This is a genomic window from Pseudomonas sp. 91RF, assembly GCF_003576265.1.
GTDB lineage: Bacteria > Pseudomonadota > Gammaproteobacteria > Pseudomonadales > Pseudomonadaceae > Aquipseudomonas > Aquipseudomonas kribbensis.
In genome coordinates, this window is the sequence record NZ_QWFC01000025.1 from 1 (window position 1) to 24,234 (window position 24,234).

22 protein-coding genes are annotated in these 24,234 nt (G+C 63.7%); 2 read left to right on the forward strand and 20 right to left on the reverse strand.

Annotated features, from left to right (window positions below; genetic code table 11):
* Positions 1 to 87: 87 nt before the first annotated feature.
* The 20 genes from DXT77_RS13570 to DXT77_RS13665 all read right to left on the reverse strand — a co-directional run bounded on the left by DXT77_RS13570 (position 88) and on the right by DXT77_RS13665 (position 22,147).
* Complete coding sequence (locus DXT77_RS13570) at positions 88 to 948, reverse strand: CsgG/HfaB family protein (RefSeq protein WP_119427951.1); 861 nt, start codon at positions 946 to 948, stop codon at positions 88 to 90.
* Positions 949 to 977: 29 nt separating this feature from the next.
* Positions 978 to 1,409, reverse strand: coding sequence for a curli assembly protein CsgF (locus DXT77_RS13575; protein WP_119427952.1), 432 nt, complete (start codon positions 1,407 to 1,409; stop codon positions 978 to 980).
* Positions 1,406 to 1,798, reverse strand: a complete 393-nt coding sequence (gene csgE / locus DXT77_RS13580) for a curli production assembly/transport protein CsgE (protein WP_119427953.1) — start codon at positions 1,796 to 1,798, stop codon at positions 1,406 to 1,408. The genes DXT77_RS13575 and csgE overlap by 4 nt, the downstream gene beginning before the upstream one ends.
* Positions 1,795 to 2,346, reverse strand: a complete 552-nt coding sequence (locus DXT77_RS13585; protein WP_119427954.1) for a type II secretion system protein — start codon at positions 2,344 to 2,346, stop codon at positions 1,795 to 1,797. The genes csgE and DXT77_RS13585 overlap by 4 nt, the downstream gene beginning before the upstream one ends.
* A complete protein-coding gene (locus tag DXT77_RS13590; protein ID WP_119427955.1) occupies positions 2,321 to 2,695 on the reverse strand; it encodes a type II secretion system protein in 375 nt (124 codons plus the stop codon). The genes DXT77_RS13585 and DXT77_RS13590 overlap by 26 nt, the downstream gene beginning before the upstream one ends.
* Before the next feature lie 5 nt (positions 2,696 to 2,700).
* Positions 2,701 to 3,174 carry a type II secretion system protein gene (locus DXT77_RS13595; protein WP_119427956.1) on the reverse strand — a complete coding sequence of 158 codons (474 nt, stop codon included), beginning with the start codon at positions 3,172 to 3,174 and terminating at the stop codon, positions 2,701 to 2,703.
* A gap of 2 nt (positions 3,175 to 3,176) precedes the next feature.
* Positions 3,177 to 5,024 carry a secretin N-terminal domain-containing protein gene (locus DXT77_RS13600; RefSeq protein ID WP_119427957.1) on the reverse strand — a complete coding sequence of 616 codons (1,848 nt, stop codon included), beginning with the start codon at positions 5,022 to 5,024 and terminating at the stop codon, positions 3,177 to 3,179.
* Entirely contained in the window at positions 5,021 to 5,539 is a 519-nt protein-coding gene (locus DXT77_RS13605; RefSeq protein WP_119427958.1) for a hypothetical protein, read from the reverse strand. Before DXT77_RS13605 ends, DXT77_RS13600 begins: the two co-directional genes overlap by 4 nt.
* Entirely contained in the window at positions 5,539 to 6,087 is a 549-nt protein-coding gene (locus DXT77_RS13610) for a GspMb/PilO family protein (RefSeq protein ID WP_119427959.1), read from the reverse strand. The genes DXT77_RS13605 and DXT77_RS13610 overlap by 1 nt, the downstream gene beginning before the upstream one ends.
* Positions 6,074 to 6,619 carry a PilN domain-containing protein gene (locus DXT77_RS13615; protein WP_119427960.1) on the reverse strand — a complete coding sequence of 182 codons (546 nt, stop codon included), beginning with the start codon at positions 6,617 to 6,619 and terminating at the stop codon, positions 6,074 to 6,076. The genes DXT77_RS13610 and DXT77_RS13615 overlap by 14 nt, the downstream gene beginning before the upstream one ends.
* Before the next feature lies 1 nt (position 6,620).
* Positions 6,621 to 7,424: a hypothetical protein gene (locus DXT77_RS13620; RefSeq protein WP_119427961.1), complete on the reverse strand. Its 804-nt coding sequence runs from the start codon at positions 7,422 to 7,424 to the stop codon at positions 6,621 to 6,623.
* The gene (locus DXT77_RS13625; RefSeq protein ID WP_119427962.1) at positions 7,405 to 9,111 is read right to left on the reverse strand and encodes a GspE/PulE family protein; all 1,707 of its coding nucleotides are present in this window, start codon (positions 9,109 to 9,111) and stop codon (positions 7,405 to 7,407) included. The genes DXT77_RS13620 and DXT77_RS13625 overlap by 20 nt, the downstream gene beginning before the upstream one ends.
* Before the next feature lie 83 nt (positions 9,112 to 9,194).
* On the reverse strand, positions 9,195 to 9,728 hold the full coding sequence (locus DXT77_RS13630) for a response regulator (protein ID WP_119427963.1): 534 nt from the start codon (positions 9,726 to 9,728) through the stop codon (positions 9,195 to 9,197).
* 235 nt (positions 9,729 to 9,963) lie between these two features.
* Complete coding sequence (locus DXT77_RS13635; RefSeq protein ID WP_119427964.1) at positions 9,964 to 10,725, reverse strand: SurA N-terminal domain-containing protein; 762 nt, start codon at positions 10,723 to 10,725, stop codon at positions 9,964 to 9,966.
* Between the two features lie 15 nt (positions 10,726 to 10,740).
* Positions 10,741 to 12,291, reverse strand: a complete 1,551-nt coding sequence (locus tag DXT77_RS13640; protein ID WP_119427965.1) for an ABC transporter substrate-binding protein — start codon at positions 12,289 to 12,291, stop codon at positions 10,741 to 10,743.
* 9 nt (positions 12,292 to 12,300) lie between these two features.
* Positions 12,301 to 12,921, reverse strand: a complete 621-nt coding sequence (locus DXT77_RS13645; RefSeq protein WP_119427966.1) for an SCO family protein — start codon at positions 12,919 to 12,921, stop codon at positions 12,301 to 12,303.
* The gene (locus DXT77_RS13650) at positions 12,918 to 13,568 is read right to left on the reverse strand and encodes an SCO family protein (RefSeq protein ID WP_119427967.1); all 651 of its coding nucleotides are present in this window, start codon (positions 13,566 to 13,568) and stop codon (positions 12,918 to 12,920) included. Before DXT77_RS13650 ends, DXT77_RS13645 begins: the two co-directional genes overlap by 4 nt.
* 13 nt (positions 13,569 to 13,581) lie before the next feature.
* A complete protein-coding gene (locus tag DXT77_RS13655; protein ID WP_119427968.1) occupies positions 13,582 to 15,489 on the reverse strand; it encodes a cytochrome D1 domain-containing protein in 1,908 nt (635 codons plus the stop codon).
* A gap of 33 nt (positions 15,490 to 15,522) precedes the next feature.
* Positions 15,523 to 21,333, reverse strand: coding sequence for a manganese-oxidizing multicopper oxidase MnxG (gene mnxG / locus DXT77_RS13660; RefSeq protein WP_119427969.1), 5,811 nt, complete (start codon positions 21,331 to 21,333; stop codon positions 15,523 to 15,525).
* Positions 21,334 to 21,535: 202 nt separating this feature from the next.
* On the reverse strand, positions 21,536 to 22,147 hold the full coding sequence (locus DXT77_RS13665; RefSeq protein ID WP_119427970.1) for a lytic transglycosylase domain-containing protein: 612 nt from the start codon (positions 22,145 to 22,147) through the stop codon (positions 21,536 to 21,538).
* A 201-nt stretch (positions 22,148 to 22,348) separates the two neighbouring features.
* Between DXT77_RS13665 and gspG the strand changes: the two genes are divergently transcribed.
* Both gspG and DXT77_RS13675 read left to right on the forward strand, forming a co-directional pair.
* Positions 22,349 to 22,777: a type II secretion system major pseudopilin GspG gene (gene gspG / locus DXT77_RS13670; RefSeq protein WP_085712061.1), complete on the forward strand. Its 429-nt coding sequence runs from the start codon at positions 22,349 to 22,351 to the stop codon at positions 22,775 to 22,777.
* A 14-nt stretch (positions 22,778 to 22,791) separates the two neighbouring features.
* A complete protein-coding gene (locus tag DXT77_RS13675; RefSeq protein ID WP_119427971.1) occupies positions 22,792 to 23,979 on the forward strand; it encodes a type II secretion system F family protein in 1,188 nt (395 codons plus the stop codon).
* Positions 23,980 to 24,234 lie beyond the last annotated feature (255 nt).

Below are 24,234 nucleotides of genomic sequence, written 5' to 3' on the forward strand. Positions count from 1 at the left end.
AGATGTGTATAAGAGACAGCGCAACACCCAAAAAAACGGATATACACACAACCCCAAAAGAACCTGGTCGGCCAAAGGCCGCCAAGTTCACTCAGCCTCAGGATCAACTTTGTTCTGGGTCAGATACCGATTCAAAGTCTCATCCCCCGCAGGCGAAGAATTATCCCCCGCCACCTGCCACAACCGCCGCTCAATCCCCTGCGCCAGCAAATGCCCCACCGCCGCCTCGATCGCCGACAACACACACAACTGAGCCGGCTCGTTAGTCGTGTACCCCGCCTCAGCCTCGAGCAACTTCTTGAACTCGATAAACTTGAACACCCCGGCACTGCGCGCCACCGAGTAAATCGTCTTGCTGGTCATCACATTCGCCAACACCTGCCCGCTGCGCACATCCACCGCGCGCAAATTCACAGTCACCTGATCCACCCGATACTCCCGGGTCAAATCAATCCCCAGATACCGCGCCCCTTCCCCGCCGCTGCGCACGTTGGTGTCGTACGCAATGATCCCGCCCTCGAGCATCATGTTCGCCGCCTGCAACGGTGGCAGCTCGGCCTGGATGTTCACCGGCGTATTCGGCTTCTTCTGCGACGCGCGAATGATCTTGCGTTCGGTCAGCAGGTTCTGCAGCCCTTCCCGCTCCAGCACCACAAACCAGCCGCTGGCCTGCAAGGCATCCATCAACATCGACGCCGCACCCTGGGTGACGCTGGTGGAAAACGAACTGGCCGGCGTCGGTTTGTACTGCCCGGTCTGGTCACGGAAACCGTACACCACCGCCATGAGCCGGCCCTTGGGTCGCGGCATTTTCAGCAAGTCGTAGTAGGTCGAGGCCCTGGGGGTCAGGGTCGGAGTGTCGGTGTCCTGCTCGGCCGGCATCGGCTCGCGCAGACCACACCCTTGTAATGCCGCCAACATCAGCCCTAGCGCTATTATTTTTTTCATGTCCTGCACTCCCCGGAACCGTCATCCCGTCATGGGTTGAGGCCGTTCACCTGAATTTCCGAAACCTGCCCGCTCGCTCGGTCAGTCACTTCAATGGTCAGTGCCCCCGAGTCGTCGACCACGTTGACGATGAAGGCGTCGGTGGACAGGCTCCCCGTATTGCCGGTGGAGATGTTGTCCAGCAGCTGCCCCAGCAATCGCGACTGCAGCTGGCTGGTGAAGCGCTCAAGGGCCGAGGTGCCGGCCACTGTCGAACGTTTCTTCAGGTCCGGATCGTCGAAATCGTTTTGCGCCTGAGCGTTGTTGAGCAGCCAGGTGCCGTTGAGCGGGTTGCCGCCGAACGACGGGTTGACCGGCGTGTAGACCAGTTCGGTGGCATGGACGGCGGCAGCGCCGGCGAGCCCGATCAACAACCCCGGGATCCACAATCCGCGGTGCCGTGAGAACGTTGTCGTGTTCATAGTTCGTCCTTCTCAAGGTCGGTGGTGTCCTGCAACAAGGCCTCCAGCTTGCGCCGGACGACCTCCAGTCGAACCGAGTCGGCGGCCTCGTAGGCCTCGTCCTTCAGTTCCACGGTGTTCGGCGGCAGGAAGCGCCGATACACCAGGCGTTGCTGATATTCCACGGTCACCAGGCTGCCCCAGCGCGCGTCGGGGCGCTCACGCACCACCAGGTTGAAATCCATCGGGCTGGTGTCGCGCAGGCGTTCGCTGAACGAGTAGTAAAAGTCGTGGCCGATGTGCGAGATCGTGTCGTCGACGATGAAGCCCATCATTTCGTCTTCCTCGGCGGCGCTGATACAGCTGGCCACTACCGACAAGATCAGCGCGCACCACCACTGACGGCTCATGGCTGCAACGCCTGCGGCAGGGCCGACTGCCCTTTGACCGGGGCTCCGTTGCCAGTGCCGGTGCCATCGAGAAAGGCTTTTTCAGCGACGAACTGCCAGTCCGAATAACGCTGCATGCCTTCAAAATCCGACCATTGCGAGGGGAAGTCCGCCTGCTTCAACGGCACCTCGGTGGACGGGCTGTTGATACCGGTGATGCGGCCATCGAAACCCCGTTGCAGCGCCCATTCGCCGCCGCCAATCGGGTCCGGATAGAGCTGGCGCAGGTGATGCCGGGCTTCCGGAAAGCGTTCGTCCTGCAACAGATCGGCCAGCTCTTTCGGGTACTGCGCCAGCCCCGGTGAACTGCGGTAGTAGCTGCGCAGCGCCTGGGCGTATTGAGTGCCGACCCACAGCAGTTGCTTCTCGCGATCGCGGCGCGACACCGTCGACCACAACTCGCCGGCACTGGCCAGCCCCATGCCCATGATCACGATCAGGAACAGCACGCCCAGGTAGGTGAACCCGCCCTGCTCCGCGTGCTTACCACTCGGAATACTGGCTGCCATCACGCGCCCTCCCGGTAGCTCCGCTCTTGATGTCGGCCACGCCACCCGCCACGCCGTCCGGCGGTGCGATCAGCACCCACTGGTCATTGCGTTCGGTGATAGGGTCCAGTGGCGTGTTGCGCAGGTAACGCAGTTCCACCAGTTGTTCGAGAGAATCGGGATAACGCCCGGTATCGCCGTAGTAGTGATCCAGCGCCTCGCGCATGGCCGACAGACTCTGGTGCAACGTGGTCTCTTTCGAGGCTTCGAGACTGTTGAAGTAGCGCGGCAAGGCGATGGTCATCAGGGTCGCGATGATCGCCATCACCACCATCAGTTCGAGCAAGGTAAAACCCTTTTGCCGGCCCATGAGATTCACCACTCGCGGTAAGCGATGCCGTTGAGGCCACGGCCCCTGGCGTGGGAGTAGACGTCGAACACGTCCTCGCCATCGCGGGGGTTCTGGGCCGAACTGTCGTAGGCCCGCAGGCCCCAACCACCGTTATCGTCACGTTTGGCCGGCACCAGTGGGTCGTGGGGTATCCGGCGCAGAAAGTAGAACTTGGCACCCTTGGCACTGCGCACGTCGCGCACGCCTTCGACCAGCACCTTGAGATTCGGCGGATAACCGCTGCTGTTCAGCGACTTCTCGATGTAGCCGGCATCGAAGGCACGCTTGTAGGCATCGATGCCATCGCGGATCTGATACAGCGCGGTGCGCAGTTCCTGCTCCTTGCCACGCCGCACCAGGGTCTCGGTCAGCGGCGCGGCCATGCCGGCCAGCAGGCCGATCAGGGCCAGCGTCACCACGACTTCGATCAAGGTAAAACCGCGCTGGGAGGCGTTCATGATCAAGGCTTCTCGACGGTGACACGGGTGGTTGCCACGGCGGCATCACCGATGGCGCGAGGCTGTGCGGCCGGGGTTGGCATCACGTAGTTCTGCGAACGGTCCGGCGCCTGAATGTGCATGCTGGTTTCGGTGCCGGTGGGGAATTCCATGTCCGACGGGCTCTGGTACGGCAGGTTGCGCACAATCCTTGGGGTGATCGACAGCACCAGTTCCGATTTGCCGATGGTGTCCTTGTTGCTGCCGAACAACCGGCCCAGACCCGGAATGTCGCCGAGGCCCGGAATCTTGTTGCCGGTAGCGCCATGGTCGTTGCGCACCAGGCCGGCGAGGATCTGGGTTTCACCGTCATGCAGGCGCAGCGCAGTCTGGGCGTTGCGGGTGTCGACCTGGACCGGGATCGTCCCTTGACGGGTCGGTTCCAGCGGTGTGGCGTTGCTGACTTCCAGCGCAATCTTGATTGCCACTTCGTTGTTCAGGTGCACGGTGGGGGTCACTTCAAGCTTCAGACCGACATCCAGATAGGTCACGCTTTCGGTGATCACCGGCCCCTGAGTGGACGGCACCGACGTGGCACTGATGATCGGTACACGCTGACCAATGTGAATGCGCGCCTGCTCGCGGTTGCTGACGCGGATCACCGGGCTGGCAAGGGTGTTGATGTCGTTGTCCTGCGCGTTGATCTTGGCCTGCGGCGAGGGCGTGATCGAGATCCGGTCGGAATTGATGCCCTTGAGTTGCCCCAGCAAGGTCACTGCCGAACCGTCGCCGTTGACCACGCCGAAAGTGCTTGGCCATTGCAGGCCCAGGTCGAGAATGCGCTGGGTGGCGACTTCCATCACTTCCACTTCCAGCACCACTTCCGGGTTGGACTGGTCTTGCGATTGCAGGAGCTTCTCGGCCATGCGCACCGCGTCTTCGGTGTCGCGCATGGTCAGGGTGTTCAGGCGTTCGTCGACGAACACGTCGCGAGTCTTGAGCATGGTCTTGATCATGTTCAGCGCGGTGTTGGCGTCGATGCTGGTCAGGTAGAACGTGCGCATCACCAGCTCTTGATAGTCCTTGAGCTTCTGCGGCGAGTCCGGGTAGATCAGCAAGGTGTTTTCGTTCACCACTTTCTGGTGCAACTGGTTCTGTTGCAGCAGCAGTTGCACGGCGTCTTCGATGCGCACGTCACGCACGAAGATCGTGGCTTTCATGTCCGGACGCAGGTCCTTGTCGAAGATGAAGTTCAAACCGGCGACCTGCGACAGCACTTCAAAAATGGTCTTGAGGTTGGCGTCGCGAAATTCCAGGGTCACCGGGCGGTCGAGCCGGGTGCGCAGTTGCGGGTACTGGATCACGTTGCGGCTCTGCACCAGACGAATGTTGCCTTGCAGCTCCAGCGCACCGTCGTTTTTCGGATCGAGTTCGAGGATCTGCTTGACCTGGCGGTCGGCGCCGTAGATGTCGCCCCGACGCAGGTCGCCACGGGCCAGTTCGAGCTTTTCGTCCATGCTGCGCAGGTAGTCGAGCTGGCGCAGGGCATCCTGGGCGCGGCGATTGTTCGGTTCGATGGTCAGCACCCGGTTGTAAGCCAGTCGTGCGTTGGTGAAGTCACGGCGGGCGCGATCGGTGTCACCCGATGTCAGCAACGCGGTGATCGCCTTGGCCCGGCCACTGTTGAGCAGCAAGTGCAGCTCGGTATCCCGTGGATTTTCCCGCAGGCCTTCCTGGATCCGGGCCAGACCCGCCTCGTACTGCCCCTGATCGATCAGGTCGGCGGCTTCCTTGTTGGCGACCTGCGCGGAACTGCACGCGGCCAGCCCGGCGCAAAGGCCGAGGCTCATCAGCAAACGGGATCTGTTCATTGCGTACTCCCCACAGACAAGGTCTGCGACAAATGCAGAGGCAGGTAGACCAGGCTCAGTTCCAGCTCGGAAATGCCGGTGATCTTCCAGGTGTCGTCGATCACATCCCCGTTGCGCACGACGTAGATTTTTTCGCCGTCCTGCAAAAACACTTGCAGGTCGCTGCGGTCATGCAGGCGGCCGACGAACTGGAACGGCACCGGTGGCAGGCTCGGGGCTTGCACCACCGGGGTCGGGTTGACGGGTTGTTCGGTAACGCTGGCCAGCGTCGGCGCAGCCTTCCAGGATTTGCTCGCAAACAGGTCGCCGGCGGGGCTCAGGTCCTTGATCGGCGCTGCGCCAGCCTTGGCATTGCTGGCCGGCAAGGCGCCACGGGCGGTGGTTTTGGTCGGGGTAGAGACGGCGATGTCAGTGGCGTCGGCGTCATCGCTCGGCGAAAAGTACTCGGGCAACCAGGCCAGCGCCGCCGCCACGCCGAAGAACGTCACCCACCCCGTTACGCGCTTGGTGTTCATCACGACCTCGACAGGTAAAGGGTCATACGGATCCGGCCGTTGAGGTCGGTGTCGGCGATCTTCTTGCGTTGAAACTCGACGTCTTCCACCCCCACCGCCGGCAACTGGCCGAGCAAGGCGTGCAGGAAGCGGCGCAGTTGCGGGTAGCTGCCGCGCACCGGCAGCAGGATCTGGTAGCGCGCCAGATGCGTCTTGGGATCGACGCCGAGGGCGTATTCGCCGCGTGCCAGAGTGATGTGCTCCTGCGCGGCCAGGGCGTAAATGCGGTCAATGGCGACGGTGGCCTGCGGCTGGGCCGGCAGCTTGTTGCGAAAATCATCGAGCTGACGTTGCGGCACCACTGGCGGCGCGATGCTGCCGTCTTCGACCTTGGCCAGGTATTCGGTGGCTTCCTGGGTCTGCTGGCTGAGCTGTTGCAGCGATTGCCAGCCCGGCAGCAAACCGCCGAGCGCCCAGGCGACGCTGATCAGCAGCAGCGCCGACCCGGCCAGACCTGGAACGCCGAGGCCTTGCAGGTATTCGTGGACGATCAGTCTAGGGATTCGCATCGCCCATCTCCCAGGTTGCCGACAGGTTGAACTGCACCGGTTGCTCCGGCGATTTGACGACAATTTCGTGGCTCAGCAGCGACACGTCGGACAGCTCGTCGCTGGCCTCCAGCCGCTTGTGGAAATCCAGCATCGCTTGCAGATCCCGCGCCTCGGCGCTGATCCGCACCTGCCCCTTGCGCGCATCCGGGGTCAGGGTCAGCAGCGCGATGTCGTCGCGCGGCATGGCTTCGAGCATGGCGAACAGGCGTTCCCAGGGGCGGCGCAACTGCTGCGAGACCTTGCGCATTTCGGCGAGGTTCTGCGCCTGCTCGCGGGTTTCCGCCGGGCTCAAGGTTGTTTTGGCGCCGCTGTCGCCGGTGAGCTGGCGCTGGGTGTGCTGCAAGTGACCTTGCTGCTGCTCGGCCTGAGCGCCGAGGTGCTGCTGCACGCCGAAGCACACCAGCGCGAGGAACACACCGCCGCCGAGCAGGCTCCAGCCCAACGGGCCGGAACGCGGACGGGGCTGGAAATCGAGGTTCAGGGCGCGCATCTCAGGCCACCGCCCGGGACATGACGTACAAGGCGTCACGCACGGTCATCGAGTCGTCTTCGAGGGCGCGCAAGTGCACCCCCGCTACATCCGGCTGCGCATCGAGGCGCGCCGGGGCATGCAGATAAACGTTGAACGCGCGTTCACTGGTGGAGGCTTGCAGTTGCCGTTCGCGACCGATCAGCGCGCTGAGTGCCGCATCGCTGTCGTTGCCGCCCACCGAACGCACCGATACCCAGCGCCCTTCCCTTGCCAACAGCAACACGCTGCGTTGCGGTTCGGCGACGATGAACAGGAAGTCGCCAGCGTCGAGGCTTTTGTCGAAACGGTTGAAGGCACTCATCAAGTACGGCTGCACTGAGCGCAGACGCAGGCCGCGACCAGTGACCTGCGTGCGCAGGCGTTCCAGCAAGTCCTGCGGCAAGGCACTGGCGATCCGGTCGTGACCGGCCGGCTCGGCGGACAGCACCAGACTCCAGGGTTGGGTCGGTGCGCCGAACAGGTCTTCGAAACACAGCTGGGCGAAGCCGCGCAGTTCTTCAGGGCTGCTGATCTGCTCGCTCCACGGCACCAGGCAGAAACGGCTGAAATGCCCGGAGATCACCACGCTCAACTCCGAGCCTGCGCGAGCGTGTTCGCCGAGCAGGCGGTCGAGGGTATCCAGAGCCACCGCGTAACTGTGGAAGCCTTCGTCGATGTAGCCGACGCTGCCCAGCCACACGGTTTCGCTGCCCCGGCGCTGGCCGAGACCGACACCGCTGGCACCAAGCACCGCGATAAATTGGTCACGCGATAAAAGTGACACGATTGATCTCCTCCAGCGTGGTCCGACCGTGCTCCACCAGTTCCAGCGCCGATTCGCGCAACAGGCGCAAACCACGGGAACAGGCCAGGGCCTTGATCCGGGTGATGGGTTGGCGCTCGACGATCATCTGCCGCAGTTCGTCGTCCAAGTGCAGCAGTTCGGCAATTGCCGTACGCCCGCGATAACCGCTGCCCCGGCAGTGGCCGCAGCCCTTGCCGTGGACAAAGTGGTAATGGCCGACCTTGTGCGGGTCGAGGCCGGAAGTGCGCAGTTCTTCATCGCTCGGAGTGGCCGGTGCGCTGCAGTGGCTGCACACCAGGCGGATCAGGCGCTGGGCGAGAATCGCGTTGAGCGCCGAGACCAGGCTGTAGGGGTCGATTTCCATTTGAGTGAAACGACCGATCACGTCGAACACGTTGTTGGCGTGGATGGTGGTGAAGACGAGGTGCCCGGTGAGCGCCGATTGCACGGCGATCTGCGCGGTGTCCGGGTCGCGGATCTCGCCGACCATGATCTTGTCCGGGTCGTGGCGCAGGATCGAACGCAGGCCACGGGCGAAGGTCAGGCCTTTTTTCTCGTTGACCGGGATTTGCAGCACGCCCGGCAACTGATATTCCACCGGGTCTTCGATGGTGATGATCTTGTCCACGCCGTGGTTGATCTCGGTGATCATCGCGTACAGCGTGGTGGTCTTGCCGCTGCCGGTGGGGCCGGTCACCAGCACCATGCCGTAGGGTTCGGCGGCCAGACGCCGCAGCTGGCGCAGGGTTTCGTCTTCAAAGCCCAGCGCCTGCAGCTGCACGCCGCAGACCTTGTCAGCCAGGTCCTGTTTGTCCAGTACCCGCAGCACCGCGTCTTCGCCGAAGATGCTCGGCATGATCGACACTCGAAAGTCGATCTGCCGGCCGCTGATGCCGATCTTGAAGCGACCGTCCTGGGGCACGCGTTTTTCGCCGATGTCCAGCTCGGCCATGACCTTGACCCGCGAGATCACCTGTTCGGCGAACTCGCTGCCCTGGATCTTGCTGATGTTGTTGAGCACGCCGTCGATCCGGTACTTGATCACCAGGCCGTTGCCGGTGGTGCCGAGGTGGATGTCGCTGGCGTGCATTTTCAGCGCGTCATAGAGGGTCGAGTTGACCAGTTTCACCACCACGCTCGAGTCTTCGCTGATGCTGGTCAGCGACAGGCTTTGCAGGGTGTCGACCTCGCTGCCGGCGTCAGCCTGGGCGTTGAGCGATTCGACGGCGTGGAAGCTTTCTTCGTGGCGGGCCAGGTAGGCCTTGAGGTCGTCGGCGTGCACCAGATAGAGCGGCGCGCCGTGCAGGCATTCGTCGATCCAGGCCAGACGCGCGGTGTCGAAGGGGTCGGCAAAAACGCCGATGACTTCGTCGTGGTGGCGCAGCAGGATGAATTCACGTTTGAGGCATTGCGCGAGGGTGACCCGGTCGAACACCGGGGTCGCTTGAAACAGCGTGTCGGTGTCGAGCACCGGGTAATGCAGGGTGGCACCGAGGCTGGCAATGAACGGCATCGGCGCCAGTTCGCAAAGGACATTGAGGGCGTCGAGCACCCGTTCCCCGCAGGTGCCGGCCCGCGCCCGGGCCTGGGCCAGTTGTTCACTGGAGAAGCGTGTCGGGGCACACGCAGGCTGCAACGCATCGACGACAACGGACAGACGTTCCATGGCTTGCTCTCCAACACCCGGGGCTTGAGGCCCTGACGGCGCGGGAGGCGGGTTCGGCGAGTGCCGGAACGTCTATCGCGCCATTACTCCCCGGTGAGCATTTGATCGTCGTCCGGTGCCATGGCCTCCGACCGGTTTCGTCGGCGGTCCGCCAGCACCCAACTGCCATCGTACAACTGCAACGGGAAGCTCTCGGTCCTGCTCTGGCGTCGTTCGACGAAGCCTTCGGATGGGCTCGCACCGGGTTTCGCTTCGCGCTGGATCCCCAGAAGGTCGCAGACAGCTCGGGCCAGTTCCGCCAAGGGAAACGGTTTGAACAGGATGTGACTGACCCCCAGTTGCCGCGCCCGCTCACAGACCTCAGCGGTCGGGTGACCCGTTATCAGCACGAAATGACACGTCCTGTTCTGGCGGACCGCGTCGAGCACCACGAACCCTTCCATATCGGGCAAGCGGTAATCGAACACCAGCACGTCGGGAGCGAAGGTCTCGGCCTGGCCGATTCCGTCTGCGCCGTCATGTGCAATCCGGACGTCCAGCCCTTGCGCCGACAGGTAATCCTGAAGGTTCTGTGCAAGCAGCAGTTCGTCTTCGACAACCAGTACTTTGTTAACCAAGGTGAACTCCTTGCAGCTACAAATCCGGCCTCTTCACATCAACTGCCCGAACCTGCTGGAGTGCGCCTCACAAGAGGTAACGCACACTTCATGCCAGGCCGAGTGCCGGTAAATTTTGGTCTTCATGTCCTTGAATTTGATGACAATGCCCGCTCGTCCCGGTACCCCGTTCCCCAGAAACGGGGAAGCACCTGAATGGGCATCGAAGCCATTCCCCACTATTGGGGGGGAACCTTCAATCGTCGTCAATTCGTTCGATCCTGTTCTGCGCCCGCAATTGCGCGAGCACCTGGCGACGAGCCAGGGCCTGTTGCTGTCGGGCACGCTGTACCCGGACTGTTGCAAGCCCCTGCACCTCTGGGACATCGGCTGCCTCCAAGTGGTTCGGCAAATAAATCAAATGCCAGCCGAATGGCGAGCGCACGGCATCGCTGGCGAACGTTGCGCCCTCGACCACCGAGGCGCGCATCTGCATCAAGCGTAGACGTGCCGCCGCGTCTGTGGCGGCATCGGCATCCGGCGCCACCCGAACCAGCAGATGCCGGGCCTGCAAGGTGTTGGCGCGGATCAATGTGGCGAACATCTGCTGGGCTGCCAGTTCACGGTGGGTGTACTCGGTGAACGAGGCCTCGTCGAACCCCGCATCCTGCAAGCGCCGCAGGAAGTTATCGCGGCCGCCGATGGCCACGCGAATCTGCTCGACCTGTTGCTGCACTGTCTGATCGTCAACCTTCAGGCCACGTTTTTGCGCCTCCTGCCACAGCAGTTCCTTGTCGATCAGCGTGTCCAGCGCCGCTTGGCGCAGTTGTTTATAGGCCTTGGGACTGCGAATGCTCGCGACGGCGCGGCCCCGGTCTTCCAGGTACTCAGCGAAAAACCGTTCCAGGCGAAACCCGGAAATCACCTCGCCGTTGACCCGCGCCGCCACCGGTTCCGTATTGGCGAACGCCATCGGCAACCAGCACGCCAGTAGCCACAACAAACTTCTGAGCTTCATGATCAGGCCCTCCGTTCAGGGGCTCGCGAGAATCGGTTTGTAAGGCGCGACCAGATAGAAACGCTGATCGGGCAAGTCCACGGTGACCACATGCGCCCCGCTCAGGCCCGATCGTCGTCCGGGGCCGAAGCTGAGGCGCGGGGTCAGCCCCGTGTCGAAGTCGTGCAGGCCTTCGAGGGCTGTCACCATTTTTTCGCGGCTGGCGTCGCGCCCGGCCTGCTTCATGGCTTCGCTGAACAGCAGCATCGAGGCGTAGGCACCGACTTGCAGCACCGCATGCTGCGCGCCGAGGCCCTGATGCTCGCGCAGCAGGGTCAGGGCCATGCGCCCGGCCTGGGTCCAGTCGCTCGGCACAAAGGGATAGGCCAGAAACACGCGCCGGGAAAAGCCCTCGGGCACTTGCAGCAGGTCGCCCGCCACCTGGCCCGACGTCGCGAACAGGTACGGCACCTGCCCCGCATGCTGCAGCCCCGCCGCCAGTTGACTGAAACCGCTGCCGCTGCCCAGGTAGAACACCGAACGCGAGCCCAGCGGCAAGCTGTTCGCCGCCGGGTCGTAGGCCTGCAACCGGACGTTTTTCCAGCCGTGATCCTGCAAGTATTGCCCCAGTGCCTGAGCGGCCTGCACCTGATTCGGGTCGTCGGGATAGGCGATCAGCGTCGGTCCTTGCAGCACTTTCAGGCTGGCGGCGGCGTAGTCGGCCAGGGCGATCAACTGCTCGCGCAATCCCGGCAGCGGTTCAAAGATCTGCGCACTGGCCTGCACCGACCCCATCAAGGACAACGGCCCGATCAGCGGCAGACCGGCCTGTTCCAGGCGCGGCGCCAATTCGTTGTCCAGCGCCGGAGCCAGCGGAGCAATCAGCGCAAAGACTTTTTCCTCGTCGATCAGCCGTTGCAGGGCCTGTTCGGCGCTGGCGCGATCCGGCCCTGGATCGACCACGGTCAGGCGCAACTGCCGGCCATGAATGCCACCGGCCTGATTGATCCGCGCCACGCTGCCGTTCAGCACCGCCGCGACGGTGGCGCCCTCCTCGGCCAGCGGTCCCTGGCTCGGCAGCAAAGTGCCCAGGTGCAAGGTCTGGTCGTCGAGCCCCGGATCGCGATCATCGGCCAGGCGTTTGAGATAAGCGGTAAGGTTGCGCTGATCCTTCATCGACAGTAGAAAGCGCGGCATGCTCGGGTCGAGCCGGTTATTGCCGGGGTCGCGACCCTGCTGGATCACCTGCGCCAGACTGCTATCGGTGTAGGCCGGGTAGTTGCGCCCATTGACCTGTTGCTGACCGTGGAGGCTGGTCAGCCGTGACCAGTTGAGTTCCGGCGGCCGCACACCGCCTTCGGGCCTGCCGAGGCCGTCGGCGCCGTGGCAGTTGGCGCACGGCAGACTCGTGGCCGGCAGCAACACGTCCGCCGCACCGACCCGCGCCATGATCGCCTCGCCGCTGGCCGACAAGCCTTCGCGGTACAGGCGCTTGCCGGCGCTTTCTTCATCGGTCAACGGCAACGCAGCCGCGCCGAGGCTGACGCCAGCGAGCAGAAACAGGGCGAGGACGCGGCGCAGGTTCATGGCGCGGACTCAGCGATCGGCCACGGGCATTGTCAGCAGCTGCAAGCGCTGGGCAATGGCGGCGGCCGGGGCGTCGGGGCGAATCTTGCTCCAGCGTTTGTTGGCGACATCGCCGACGATCAACTGGGTCGAGTGCTGCTCCGGCGTCGGCACGATCTGGCCGATGCGACCGAGCACCAGATCCATCTGCGCCTTGTCGCCGGTAAGGAAAAGCCAGTGAGGGTCATCGGCGCCCTGCTTCAAGGTGTAAGCCTTGAGCACCGCCGGCGTGTCGCGCAGCGGATCACTGGTAAGGGAAATGAAAGTGACGCCGTCAGCCTTGTCACCCAGCAGCTCGCGGACTTCCTTGAGCTTGCGGGTGATCAGCGGGCAGGCATCGTTGCAACTGGTGAAAATGACGTTGAGCAGCACCACGCGGTTTTTCAGGGCGTCGCTGTAGAAGCGTTGAGTGTTGCCATGCTGATCCAGCAACGGCGTGTCGGTGAACCAGGTCTTTGCGTCGTGGGTGCCTTTGGCCGGCGCGGCGGCAACCGTTGCCGGGACCTCGGGCGCATGGCCTTCGTGGGCGAACGCCACCGCGCTGAAAATACAGAAGCAGATCATCAGGGTGACCCAGTCGAGCATTCTCATGGCTGTTGCTCCATGGCAATCGCGGTGTGTCTGGCGTGGGTGCGCAGACCGCTGAGTTTCTCTACTTCCTTGGCCAGCAGCGCCGGGTCGGTGAAGCCGTAGTAGCGCATCCAGTGACGGCTGTTGCCGTCACCGACGAGGATCAGCGGCTGATGATTCTTGAAGTCACCGCTGAAACTGCCGAGGCCCTTGAGCGTGGCGTTGATCGACTGCGACGAACCGGTCAGCCAGCTCCAGCCCGGCCCGCGCTGAAAAGAGCGGGCGTAATCGCGCAGGCGTTTCGGGTCGTCGCGTTGCGGGTCGATGCTGATCGACACCAGCTGCACTTCGCCGCCGACCCGCGAACCCAGCTGTTTCTGCACCTTGCCCATGATCGACGAGACCACCGGGCAGACCGTGGTGCAGCTGGTGTAGATGAAGCTCATGACGACGATTTTGTTGTGCACCAGATCCTGCTCCAGATGCACCGTCTTGCCGTTCTGGTCGAGCAGCGGCACGTCGACGAATTTGACCTGGGTGTGTTCCTGGGTACTGGCGGCCGGCGCCTTGTGCCCCGCATGTTCATCCGCCGAATGTGCCCGGGCCTGATGAATGCCGGTGGCCAACAGACACAGGGTCAGCAGGCCGGATGATGCGAATCGGTTCATGGCGTAGTCCTCGTCACTGAGTCTGGCCGGGCAGCACCCGGACACTGGCAAAGGTCTTGTCGTCGAAACCGGCGCCCAGCGATGCCGCGCGCACATGCAGGTACCAGGCGCCGCTGCGGTCGAGGGTCAGCGGGGCTTCGTACACACCGTCGGCGACTTCCAGCGCCGCCACTTCACGAGGCCGCGATGTCGGCGCAAGGAAGTAGCGCAACTGCACGTCTTTCACGCCCGTGCGCTGCGCCTTCTGTTTGCCTTCGACGATGCGGAACCGCACCACGTACGGGTCGTTGAGCGCCACGGCGGTCTTGTCCAAGAGGAACTCGACTTTTGGGGGGGCGACGTGTTTTCCAGCCGCGCCGTCGGACTCCACCTGGGCGCTGAAGCAATGAATGATGTTCGGTTGATTGAGCAGGAACGCCACGTCGAAGCGCCCCGCCGCCGGCAGTTTCACCCGGGCGCTGTACAGCCCCGGCGACACCTCGCGCAGGCTGCGGTCGACCACCATGGCCGCACGCGCCACCTGCCCGCGATTGGGGTAGCCGGACATCGGCGCATTCATGCCTTCGGCGTAGAAATAGGTAGTGTTGTCCACCGGGTTGACCACGAACACCGCGTTGTCGTCTCGCGACACAGCAAGGCTCGACGCCAGTGGCAAATCCCCGGCCAGCCGTGGCGGCTGCGGCCCGGCCTCGAAACCCTGGCTGATCGGCTGCCGCCCTTCGCCCAGTGACACGAGGTTGATCATGGTGACCTTAGGCGACGCCAGCCCGCGTACATAGGCGTAGGCCTTGGTGAACACCACTTGCCAGGGTTCGGCCGAGACGTCCAGATCATGGATCGCTGAATCATTGGCCGCATCGATCACCGTGGCGCGGTTCTCCAACGTATTGAGCACCACGCCGAAGCGGCCATCAGCACTGAAGCCCATCGGGCCGAGGCCCTGTTGCAACTTGATCACCCGTCGTACGGCGCGGCTGTTGGCGTCGATCACCGTGACAGTGCCGTCCTTGCCATCGGCCACATACACCGCACCGGACAGCGGCGAGTACGCCACCGACAACGGGCTGGAACCGGTTTTGATCTGTTGCAGGAGACTCAGGCTGGCAATGTCGATGACGCTCAACGTACCCTCGTCGCGGTTGCTGACGAAGGCGAAGCGGCTGTCCTTGCTGAAGGCGATTTCGTGGTGTCCACGCCCGGTCGCCAGATGCGTCAGTGGCTTGAGGCTTTGGGCGTCGATCACGGTGACACCGGATTCTTCGGTCTTCGCCGCATTGTTGCCGACCCACAGCAGACGCTCGTCCGGTTGCAGCGCGACCCGCACCGGTTGGCTGCCGGCGTCCACCGAGTCGAGGACCTTGAATTGTTCGCTGTCGATCACCGCCACTTTCCCAGCCGCCGGCATCGACACGAACACCCGTTTGTTGTCCTTGGGCGTGACCCAGTCCATCGGCGGTTGCTTGAGTTCGATCCGCGCCAACGTGCTGGTGATGCCGCCGACCGACACCGAAGGATCGATCACCGAAACGCTGGCATCGCGGTTCATCACCAGCAGGAAGTAACTGTTGAGATCCAGCAACGGGCGAGCGCCGATGTTGGATTTGAGGAACGTGCCGACCCGGGATTTGCAGCTCTTGTCGCGGCCCTGGGCCTGGTCGGCGGCGACGGTTTCCGGATCGATCCACGCCCCCGGCGCGACACCGGACAGCGGCTGGCCGGAGGTGCCATCGGTGACGCGAAACTGCACGTCGGCGAACTCGCCTTCACGCAATTTTCCGTCGTGGGCCAGCGGTTGCAGGTTGAACGCGATGGACACGCCGTCGCGGGTCAGCGTCTGCCCCAGGGCAAGCTCGCTGAGGGTGAGCAGCGCGCCTGCGATGGTCAGCAGACACACGCCGATGATGTTGATGATCCTGTTCATGTCGCTCTCCCCTGCCAATACGTCCCCGTCCGGTTACTGAGCGGGCGGTGCCGGCTCGGCCTCATTGGTCACCCGCAGCAACCCCCACAACCCTGCCGTGTTGCCGAACGACGCGTTGTCGCGGAACAGGTAATCCCCCGCTATCGCGTTGGCGCCGCCGGCGCTCGGCAGCATGAAGCTGAAGTGCGCCGCCGGCAGCACGCTTTCGCGGGCGCCGATGTACATCGACATCGGGTTGTAGCCGAACTTCACCGAACCCACGCCGGGGGTGTTCATCGGGTAGCCGCCGACATCGCTCTTCTCCGACTGGAACGGGTTGACCGACCACAGATGCCCGTCGAGCTGGAAGGTCGAACCACGGCTGCCACCGGTCGGCATCAACACATGGGTGCGGAACGGCTGACCCGGTCTGGCGTAAAACACCGGGGTCTGCGGATCACCGCCGACCAGCGCGTTGCTGTAAGCCATGTGCGCGTTCGACACGTCGCCGTAGCCATGGCCGTCGGCGCGACCGAAGGGTGCGTCCGGCGCTAGACCAAAGCGGTACCACATCGGTTCGGCCTTGTAGTTGATGGCCATGCCGGCGTTGTCCTTCGGATCGTTCGGCACGCCCATGCCTTCGGAGGCGATGCCTTCCACCGGCCGGCCATTGGCCCAACGCAGGTTCAGGGCGCGCTGCCAGACCATCGCAAAGTCGCGATAGGCCGTCTGCCCCGCCGCCGTCACCGTGGCGCTGACCTTGCGTACGTCGTCGACCCAGGTGGCGCCCACCGGCAGGATGCTCATCGCCCCGCCGAGGCCTTTTTGCGGTTGTTTGATCACGTCCGCCGGGGTGAAGTTGAGGCCGCCGAACTCCACCGCCGTGGCATTGATGTTGTCGACGCTGCGCCCCAGTTGGGTGATCGGTTTGCCTTCGCGCTCCAGGTGCCCGGCGTAGTACTGATAGGTACGGGTCGGGTAGGCACCGGTGCTGCCGGCACGCGGCGGCACGGTCTGGATCGGGTTGGCGCCGACGTTCACGCCATCGGATTTGGTGATGTCGTAGGCCAGCAACTGCGCGTGCAGTCCGACGTGGCTGGACGGCCGCAGCAGGTTGTTGTTGAAGGTGGTCGAGCCGTCGCCACCGTTGCGGTCACGTTTGACCAGCCCCTGCAGGATTGCGGTCTGCGCCAGGTCGGGCATCACGCTCGGCAAGCGGTTTTCCAGGGTGATGTTGATGCAGTCGCCGGCAGCGGCGCGCAACACCAGCGGCTCCACCGGAATGCCGGGTTTGAGCTTGCCGGTGGCCGGATCGAGGTCCGCCTTGCGCACGTACAGGATCGCCGTCGGGTCATGGATCGGCCCGCTCTGGCCGCCGATGGTGAGGGTTTCGCCATCCTCGGGATCGATCACCGTCACCTGCGGAATGCTCACCGGCCGCGAGTTGAACACCAGCGTGCCGCCGGTCGGATTCAACGGCCCGCCAACATGCTGGCCGAGCCCGGCCGAATCGCCGATAGTCAGCCCTAGCGGGTTGCGCAGGATGTCGTTAGCCAGCGCCGCGACGATTTCATAGTTGCGTTGCACGGTCGGCCGGGTGCCGATGCCATTGGGGTTGGCGCTGATCCGTGGGCAACTGCCTTCAAACGCCACGGTGTTGCGCATGCCGGTGGGTTTCGGGTTGTTCGGCAGCGCGAACAGGTCGTTGCGTTGCGCGGTGTAGTTGCGCATCACGCCCCAGATGCCGTTCCAGTAGCCTTCGATCGAGGCGTCCATCGAGTACAGATAATCCCCGGTGGTCGCCGCCGAACTCGACAGCATCGACACCGGCGCGATGAAACCCATCTGCTCGGAGATCCCGACCATCTGCGAAGCGCGCCAGCCGGAGTTGGAACTGTTACCGAACCCGGAACCGCTCTGCAGCCACTTCACGCCGTGCAGGGTGACGTTGTGCTCTTCCTCGTGGCCGCCGGCATGCACCCGCAGCCGTACGTTGTCACCGGTGTAGGTGCGCAGCATCGGCGTGAACGGATCACCCGGTTCGGCGCCGCCCTTGTTGATGTGCGGCGGGAACAGCGTGGTGCCGCCGGTAGGCCCGGTGGCCGAACTGATCTGGTTCGGTGCCAGGTTCAGTGCCGGGATGGCGCGGTCGGTGCGGCTCTGCATGGCGTACGCCAGGTCACCGCCGAGGCCGTCGGCCTGCATGCCGCGCTTGCCGTCGGGGCCGACCTTGTTCGGGTCGAACACCCGCAGGCCCAGCGGTTCGTTACGGTAGTTGACGACGAACATGCCGGGGTCATCCACGGAAATCGCCTGCGGGCATGGCCGGCTCGGGCAACCCGGTTTGATCCCGCCGCGCGCCTCGACCACCGCTTCGAGCAGGTTGCCGGCGTTGTTGCGCACCGGCGGGTTGATCGCGAAGCGGAAGCTGTCGGCCGTGGCCGGGAACGCTTGGGCATTCGGAATGCCGTTCGGGCCGGCGCCCACATACACCCCGGCTTCATAGGCGTGCTGGAAGTCGCTGTATTCGAGGAAGAACTCGCGGAAGCTGTCGTTCAAGCCGTCGCCGTCGAGGTCGCCGGTATTGATCACTGCTTGCCACGACGTCGGCCCGCCGTCCTGCCGCGCGCCGCTGTACAGAGGCTCGCCGGTTTCGGCGTGGAACCAGGTGGAACCGGCGGGTTCAGCCAGCACGGTGGCGTAGAGGCCGATCTGTTGGTGCGTCGACGGGCCGAGGTGGTCGTGGGTGAAGATCGTGCCCAGGCCGCGATCCACGCCTTTGCTGTTGATCACCGGGTCGACGAACCAGCGCTGCATCGCCGTGCGCGCACCCATCCAGTCGCTGCGACCGTACTGGCCGAAGAACGGATGCGCCTTGGCTTTCGGGCAGGCCGGAGTGCCGTCGCGCGGGTCGGTGCCGGCGCACTGGTTGTACTCGCGGATCGCATGCACGCGCTCCTGCACGGCGCCGGGGGAAAGCACACCGTCCTCGTAGTTCCAGCCGTTGGAGGAGCCGTCGGCCGCCGTCAGGTCCCACTTCGGCAAATGAATGTGCTGGCCGATCACGTCGGTCGGGGTGCGCACCTGATAGTCGTCCATCTCGTAGACGGCCGGCACCAGGTTGGTTTGTTGGTACTGCACGCAGTCGAAGGTGTTCATGCGCATCACCAGCGGCTCTGGCGGACGCTGCTTGGTGATCACCGGCCAGGCGTCTTCCCACAGCGCCAGGATCCGGGCTTGCGGGAAGTGATAACCGACCTTGTTGTACACCGCGTCGAACTGGATGTTGGCCGCTTTGTAGACCCGTGGCCGGTCGGCGGTAAAGGCCGAGGCCCCGACAAACGACATACCATCAAGACGCTCGCCGCTATTGAATTCGCCGGTGCCGGCGCTGCTGGTCAGACGTTTTTGTCGGTCGTCCATGCACGGTTCGTAATACGGCGCGCCGGCAATCGGCAAAGCGCCGTTGGTGCGGAAAGCCTTGGCCACCACTTGATTACCGGGCAGCAAGGCAAAGCTTGGGTGATCCTTTTTCGCGTGGAAGGCCATGGCGGCCTGTTCGACTTCGGTGCCTTCCTCGGGCAGATAGATCGGTTTGGCGCGGGTGACTGCCTTGGAGAAATCCAGCGACGTGGTCACGGTGAGCGCTTCGCCGCCGGCGGATTTGCCGTCCAGTGCATGGCGTGGCAAGCCGCCGTCCCAGCCACCGGACTGATTCGGGTCGAGATTGGCCCACAGCGCCTTGCCGCTGGATTTCAACGATTGCGCGGTGGCGGCGTCGAGCATGTCCAGCGGCGGGGTCGGCGGACGTTGCCCGACCGAGCTTTCCATGCCGCCGATCCAGAACGGATAGCCGGGGTTTTTCAAGCTGCCATCGGCGTTGCGGTTGGCTTCGCTGCGATCAACCAGGGCCAGCGAACCCACGGCTTGCCCGCCAGCGTTGCCGCCATGGTGATCGTCGTCGCCCTCTTCTTCCTCATCGTGGCCGGCGACCAGGGTTTCGCCGATTTTTGGCACCACGACGACTTTGCCCGGCATCGGCGCCATGGCTTTGCCCGGCAGCGGCACGATGGCTGGAATGGGCGTACCGGCAATGATTTCGCCATCCGGCAAGGCGCGGGCGCCGGCAGCAGGTTTGCCGCTGCGCAGGGCATAAGGCTCGCTGTGGAAACTGTCGGCACCTTGCTCGGAGACCTCCAGTCGGGTGCCTTCTTCAAACACATCGTGCACCCGCCACATGGCCCACATGCCCTGGGCGAAATGCGGATAGAAGTGACAGTGGTAGATCGCATCACCGGCCACCCGGTTGCGGTTGCCCGAGCCGCCATTGGCGATTTCATAGGTGTAGCCCGCGCCCGGGCCGATGCCCTGGGCGTCGACGTAATCGGAGTTGTCATCGTTGGGGTTGAACAGCCACTGGTGGCCGTGCAAGTGGAAGATGTGGTGTTCGTACCCGTTGTGGGTGTTGCGGAATTTGACGAAGTCACCGATGTAGCTGTGGGCGACGTTCGACGGCTCTGACGGATACAGGGCCATCGTCGCTTTGACGCCGACCTGATCAGCGCGCGGAGTCTGGCCAGGGGCGATGTTCTCAAGCCCGGAGTTGGCCGGCACATCCACCAGCATCGCCACGTCACCGACGGTGTGCGAGCTGAGGAAGAATTCTTCGTAGGCGCAGGACAGGCAATCGTGCATCGGCCCTACGCCCAGACGGTTGGCAATCACTTCGGCGCCCATGCCGCCGGCACCGTAGTTGATCATGAAGGAATCGCGGGTCGGCTCCAGCACATGGCCCATGACCGGGTCGGCGAAGTACGCCGGGAACGCCTGGGTGACGGCGGTTTCGTCCTGGAACTGCGCGGCGAAATCACGGAACGGCTCTAAACGATTGGGCAGCGCCGGGTTGCGTTTGCCCACCGACTCCAGCGGATAGGTGATCGGCGGAAAGCTGCCGTCGGGGTTGCTGCCCATGACGATGGCGTCGATTTCGCTGGAGATGATTTCACTGCCGTCGACCATGCTGATGATCGGCGAACCGGCCTTGCCTTCGCGCAGCCACGGCTCGCGTTGCGGGTAGCGGGCCTGGTAATCGACGATGGGGTGTCCGGCGGGAGTGCGGCCCGTGCTGGCCAGGCGCATTTCTTCTTCGGTGAGGGTGTTGCGGTAAGTGCGGCCGCCCTTGGGCACGACCACCACTTGGGCAAACAGGCCATTGGCATTGTTGCCGGCCGCGCCCTCCCCGCCGAACGTCGCGCCCCGGCTGCTGACATCGAACGCCCCTTCGCGCTCGGCGTACAACAGATAGGAACGGCTGGCGCCGGGGGCGACCAGACTGTTGGCGTTGCGCCCGGTGAACGAGGCGATGTCGTCGATGCTGTTCACCGCTTGCAGGCCGTTGACCTGGAAACCGACATGTCGGTCGGCGACTTGTTCGTCGGCCTTGAAGGCTTCGCCGACGTTGGCGTTTTCCGCTTCGCCCTCGGGCTCGGCGTGATGATTGGGGTTGGCCTGATACGCCAGAAGATTCTGCAGGTTGATGGTCAGGCAATCCCCCGCTGCCACGCGCAGCACCAGTGGCCGTGGGCGCTTGTCCGGGCGCAGCGACACTTTGCCCGGCACCGCCGAACCGCCCTGTGCCAGTGACCGGTCGTGGTCATCGACCACGTCGCGGCGCAAGGCGAACATCATGCCGTTGACGTTCTGCGCGCCGAGGCGGTTGAACATCAGCGGCTGATCGAAGGCCACGACGTTGGCCACCAGATTGCGTTCGCAGCGCACGGCGGCGCTGGCCAGTTCGACGCTGAGCATCGAGGCCAGCAACAGCAGCCAGTTCAGCAGGGACGGTGCGTGGTGAATGCCAACCATGATCGGAAACCTCGTAGTGGGTGCTCACAGGGAATGATTCTCGACAAAGCCCTCGGAGCAATCCGCATGCCACAAAAAATCGTGTTTCTGTTCAATCAGTTACCGAAATCATTTGAGAATCCGGGGGATATTCCCCACCCGATTCCCCGTTTTTCCGACCCGGCGGATTTGCCCCGAAAGTGGGGAAAACCGGGTTGAAGCTTTACAACGGCGCGTCTGCCGCCAGCCCCTGCAAACGCCGGTACTGACGCAGGACGCTGGGCACATAACGCTGGGTTTCGGCAAACGGCGGGATCACCCGTCCACGGCTCAACACCGCGTCGGGGCCGGCGTTGTAGGCCGCTACGGCGAGGGCGATATCGTTGTCGAACAGGGTCATCAGGCGCTTGAGATACCGGGCCCCGCCCTGGATGTTGGCGCGGGGGTCGTAGACGTCGGTCACCCCCAGTTCGCGGGCGGTGTCGGGCATCAGTTGCATCAGCCCGCCGGCCCCTTTGGGCGATGTCGCGCCGGGGTTGTAGTTCGACTCGGCGTTGATCACCGCGTGCAGCAGTGCCTCGGGCAAGTGATTGGCTGCAGCGGCAGCCGACACGAGCTCGGCGTAAGGCTGATTGGCGATCAACTGCGGTTGTCGGTCGAGGCTGACCACGGGCATTTGCGCCTCGTGAATCACCCGTTCGTAGGTGCGTCCGGGGCGGTGAACGTTGGACAGCACATAGCTGCCCCTGGCGTCCACGGAGACAAACACATCGGCTTCGGCGATGCCGGTCAGCAGCATGCAGCCAAGCAGTCCTGCGCAGATTGGATTGAGCATTGGGCCTCCCCTGACAGGCCCGAAAAATTGGGGGAAATGCCCCACTGACCTGTCGTGAATCAGCCGTACGCAAGCACTGTGCCGACTATTGAAAGGCCCGTATTTCAAGGGCTTCAGCCCGGACGCAGGAATTATCGGAGGCTGAGCATGGCAATTGCATAGGCCCTGGGGCGACTCGGCTGCCACTCACCGGAGGTCATCATGAAGCTGCATGTTCGTCCGCGCGCCCAACGGGGTTTCACCCTGCTCGAATTGCTCGTGGTACTGGTGGTGCTCGGCCTGCTGGCCGGGATCGTCGCGCCCAAATACTTCGCCCAGCTGGGGCGCTCCGAAGTGAAAGTCGCCAAGGCGCAGATCGAAGGCCTGAGCAAGGCGCTGGACTTGTATCGGCTGGAAGTCGGCCACTACCCGTCCACCGAACAAGGCTTGCAGGCACTGGTGACCGCACCGAGCGACGAGGCGAAATGGACCGGCCCGTACTTGCAGAAAAAACTCCCGCAGGACCCCTGGGGCCGCAACTACACCTACCGCTACCCCGGCGAAAACGCCGAGTACGACCTGCTGTCGATGGGCAAGGACGGCCAGCCCGGTGGCGAAGGCGAAAACGCCGAAATCACCAACTGGCAATAAGCGGAGCACACGGCATGCGTTTTCATCTGAAGGCAGTGGGCAAAGCCGGCGTGGTGTCGCTGAACATCGAGGCGCCCGGTCACAACGAAGCGCGGCGCATCGCCGAGGATCAGGGCTTGCGCGTGGTCAGCCTGCACGCCGAGCGCCACTGGCGCTCGTTGCGCCTGAGCCAGCGTGAGACCTTCAATCTGGTGCTGTTCAGCCAGGAACTGACCACGCTGCTCAATGCCGGCCTGCCGTTGATCGATGCACTGGAAAGCCTGGCAGAAAAAGAAACCGCGCCCGCTGCGCGCAAAACCCTGAGTGAGCTCGTTCGGCTGTTGTACGAGGGCAAGTCGTTCTCCCAGGCACTGGCCCAGTTGTCGGCGGTCTTCCCGCCGCTGTACGTGGCGCTGGTACAGTCCAGCGAGAAAACCGGCGCGGTCGGCGATGCGCTGGGCCGTTATGTCAGCTATCGCCAGCGCATGGACGAGGTGCGGCAGAAGATCGTCAGCGCGTCGATCTACCCCTTGCTGTTGCTGGTGGTCGGCGGTGGCGTGGTGCTGTTTCTGATGGGGTACGTGGTGCCGCGCTTCAGTCTGGTATTCGAAGGGCTGGGCTCGAACCTGCCATGGCTGTCGCAGATTTTGATGAGCAGCGGCATGTTCCTGCACGCGCATCAGGGTGAATTTTTCGGGATTCTGGCGGCGATCATCACCGCCCTCGCCGTGTTGCAGAAACAACCGGCGTTCCGCCGTGGGCTGGACCGGCTGGTGGAAAAACTGCCGGCCGTGCACCAGCGGATCTTCATGTATGAGCTGGCGCGGTTTTACCGATCACTGGGGATTCTGCTGCAAGGCGGGATTCCGCTGGTGACGGCCATGGGCATGGTGCGCGGCCTGCTCACCGTGGCCTCACGGGCGCGGCTCGACCAGGCCTGCGAGCGGGTGCGCGAGGGGCAATCGCTGTCCACCGCGCTGGAGCTCAATCGGCTGGTGACGCCCGTATCCCTGCGCCTGCTGCGCGCCGGCGAGCAGTCCGGCAACCTCGGGCAAATGATGGAGCGCAGCGCCGACTTCTACGACGAGGAAATCAGCCGCTGGATCGAGTGGTTCGTGCGGCTGTTCGAACCGCTGCTCATGACCTTCATCGGTCTGTTGATCGGGGTGATCGTGATCCTGATGTACATCCCGATCTTCGAACTCGCATCGAGTATCCACTGACCCCGGGAACGGGTCGGATCACACGCAAACAAGGCACATCCACGTTCCCAATCAAGACAACAAAGACGGAGAACGATATGCACATTCAAAAGCTCATGCTCGCAATGGCCATCGGCGCAGTCCTGTCGGCGTCCACCGTATTGATCCCGGACAACCTGTCCGGGGTGTCCAGCGTTCAGGCCAAGGAAGGTGGAAGTGGGGGTGGAGGAAGCGGTGGAGGCGGCGGAGGTAGTGGCCTGTCTCTTATACACATCT

Excerpts from the sequence above, each read along its gene's own strand:
- DXT77_RS13615 (WP_119427960.1), bottom strand. The coding sequence starts at position 6,619 with ATGCGCGCCCTGAACCTCGATTTCCAGCCCCGTCCGCGTTCCGGCCCG.
- DXT77_RS13675 (WP_119427971.1), top strand. The coding sequence starts at position 22,792 with ATGCGTTTTCATCTGAAGGCAGTGGGCAAAGCCGGCGTGGTGTCGCTG.
- DXT77_RS13640 (WP_119427965.1), bottom strand. The coding sequence starts at position 12,291 with ATGAACCTGCGCCGCGTCCTCGCCCTGTTTCTGCTCGCTGGCGTCAGC.
- DXT77_RS13590 (WP_119427955.1), bottom strand. The coding sequence starts at position 2,695 with ATGGGCCGGCAAAAGGGTTTTACCTTGCTCGAACTGATGGTGGTGATG.
- DXT77_RS13605 (WP_119427958.1), bottom strand. The coding sequence starts at position 5,539 with ATGAACACCAAGCGCGTAACGGGGTGGGTGACGTTCTTCGGCGTGGCG.
- DXT77_RS13610 (WP_119427959.1), bottom strand. The coding sequence starts at position 6,087 with ATGCGAATCCCTAGACTGATCGTCCACGAATACCTGCAAGGCCTCGGC.
- DXT77_RS13570 (WP_119427951.1), bottom strand. The coding sequence starts at position 948 with ATGAAAAAAATAATAGCGCTAGGGCTGATGTTGGCGGCATTACAAGGG.
- DXT77_RS13635 (WP_119427964.1), bottom strand. The coding sequence starts at position 10,725 with ATGAAGCTCAGAAGTTTGTTGTGGCTACTGGCGTGCTGGTTGCCGATG.
- DXT77_RS13625 (WP_119427962.1), bottom strand. The coding sequence starts at position 9,111 with ATGGAACGTCTGTCCGTTGTCGTCGATGCGTTGCAGCCTGCGTGTGCC.
- DXT77_RS13655 (WP_119427968.1), bottom strand. The coding sequence starts at position 15,489 with ATGAACAGGATCATCAACATCATCGGCGTGTGTCTGCTGACCATCGCA.
- DXT77_RS13595 (WP_119427956.1), bottom strand. The coding sequence starts at position 3,174 with ATGAACGCCTCCCAGCGCGGTTTTACCTTGATCGAAGTCGTGGTGACG.
- DXT77_RS13650 (WP_119427967.1), bottom strand. The coding sequence starts at position 13,568 with ATGAACCGATTCGCATCATCCGGCCTGCTGACCCTGTGTCTGTTGGCC.
- DXT77_RS13645 (WP_119427966.1), bottom strand. The coding sequence starts at position 12,921 with ATGAGAATGCTCGACTGGGTCACCCTGATGATCTGCTTCTGTATTTTC.
- mnxG (WP_119427969.1), bottom strand. The coding sequence starts at position 21,333 with ATGGTTGGCATTCACCACGCACCGTCCCTGCTGAACTGGCTGCTGTTG.
- DXT77_RS13600 (WP_119427957.1), bottom strand. The coding sequence starts at position 5,024 with ATGAACAGATCCCGTTTGCTGATGAGCCTCGGCCTTTGCGCCGGGCTG.
- csgE (WP_119427953.1), bottom strand. The coding sequence starts at position 1,798 with ATGAGCCGTCAGTGGTGGTGCGCGCTGATCTTGTCGGTAGTGGCCAGC.
- DXT77_RS13575 (WP_119427952.1), bottom strand. The coding sequence starts at position 1,409 with ATGAACACGACAACGTTCTCACGGCACCGCGGATTGTGGATCCCGGGG.
- DXT77_RS13585 (WP_119427954.1), bottom strand. The coding sequence starts at position 2,346 with ATGGCAGCCAGTATTCCGAGTGGTAAGCACGCGGAGCAGGGCGGGTTC.
- gspG (WP_085712061.1), top strand. The coding sequence starts at position 22,349 with ATGAAGCTGCATGTTCGTCCGCGCGCCCAACGGGGTTTCACCCTGCTC.
- DXT77_RS13665 (WP_119427970.1), bottom strand. The coding sequence starts at position 22,147 with ATGCTCAATCCAATCTGCGCAGGACTGCTTGGCTGCATGCTGCTGACC.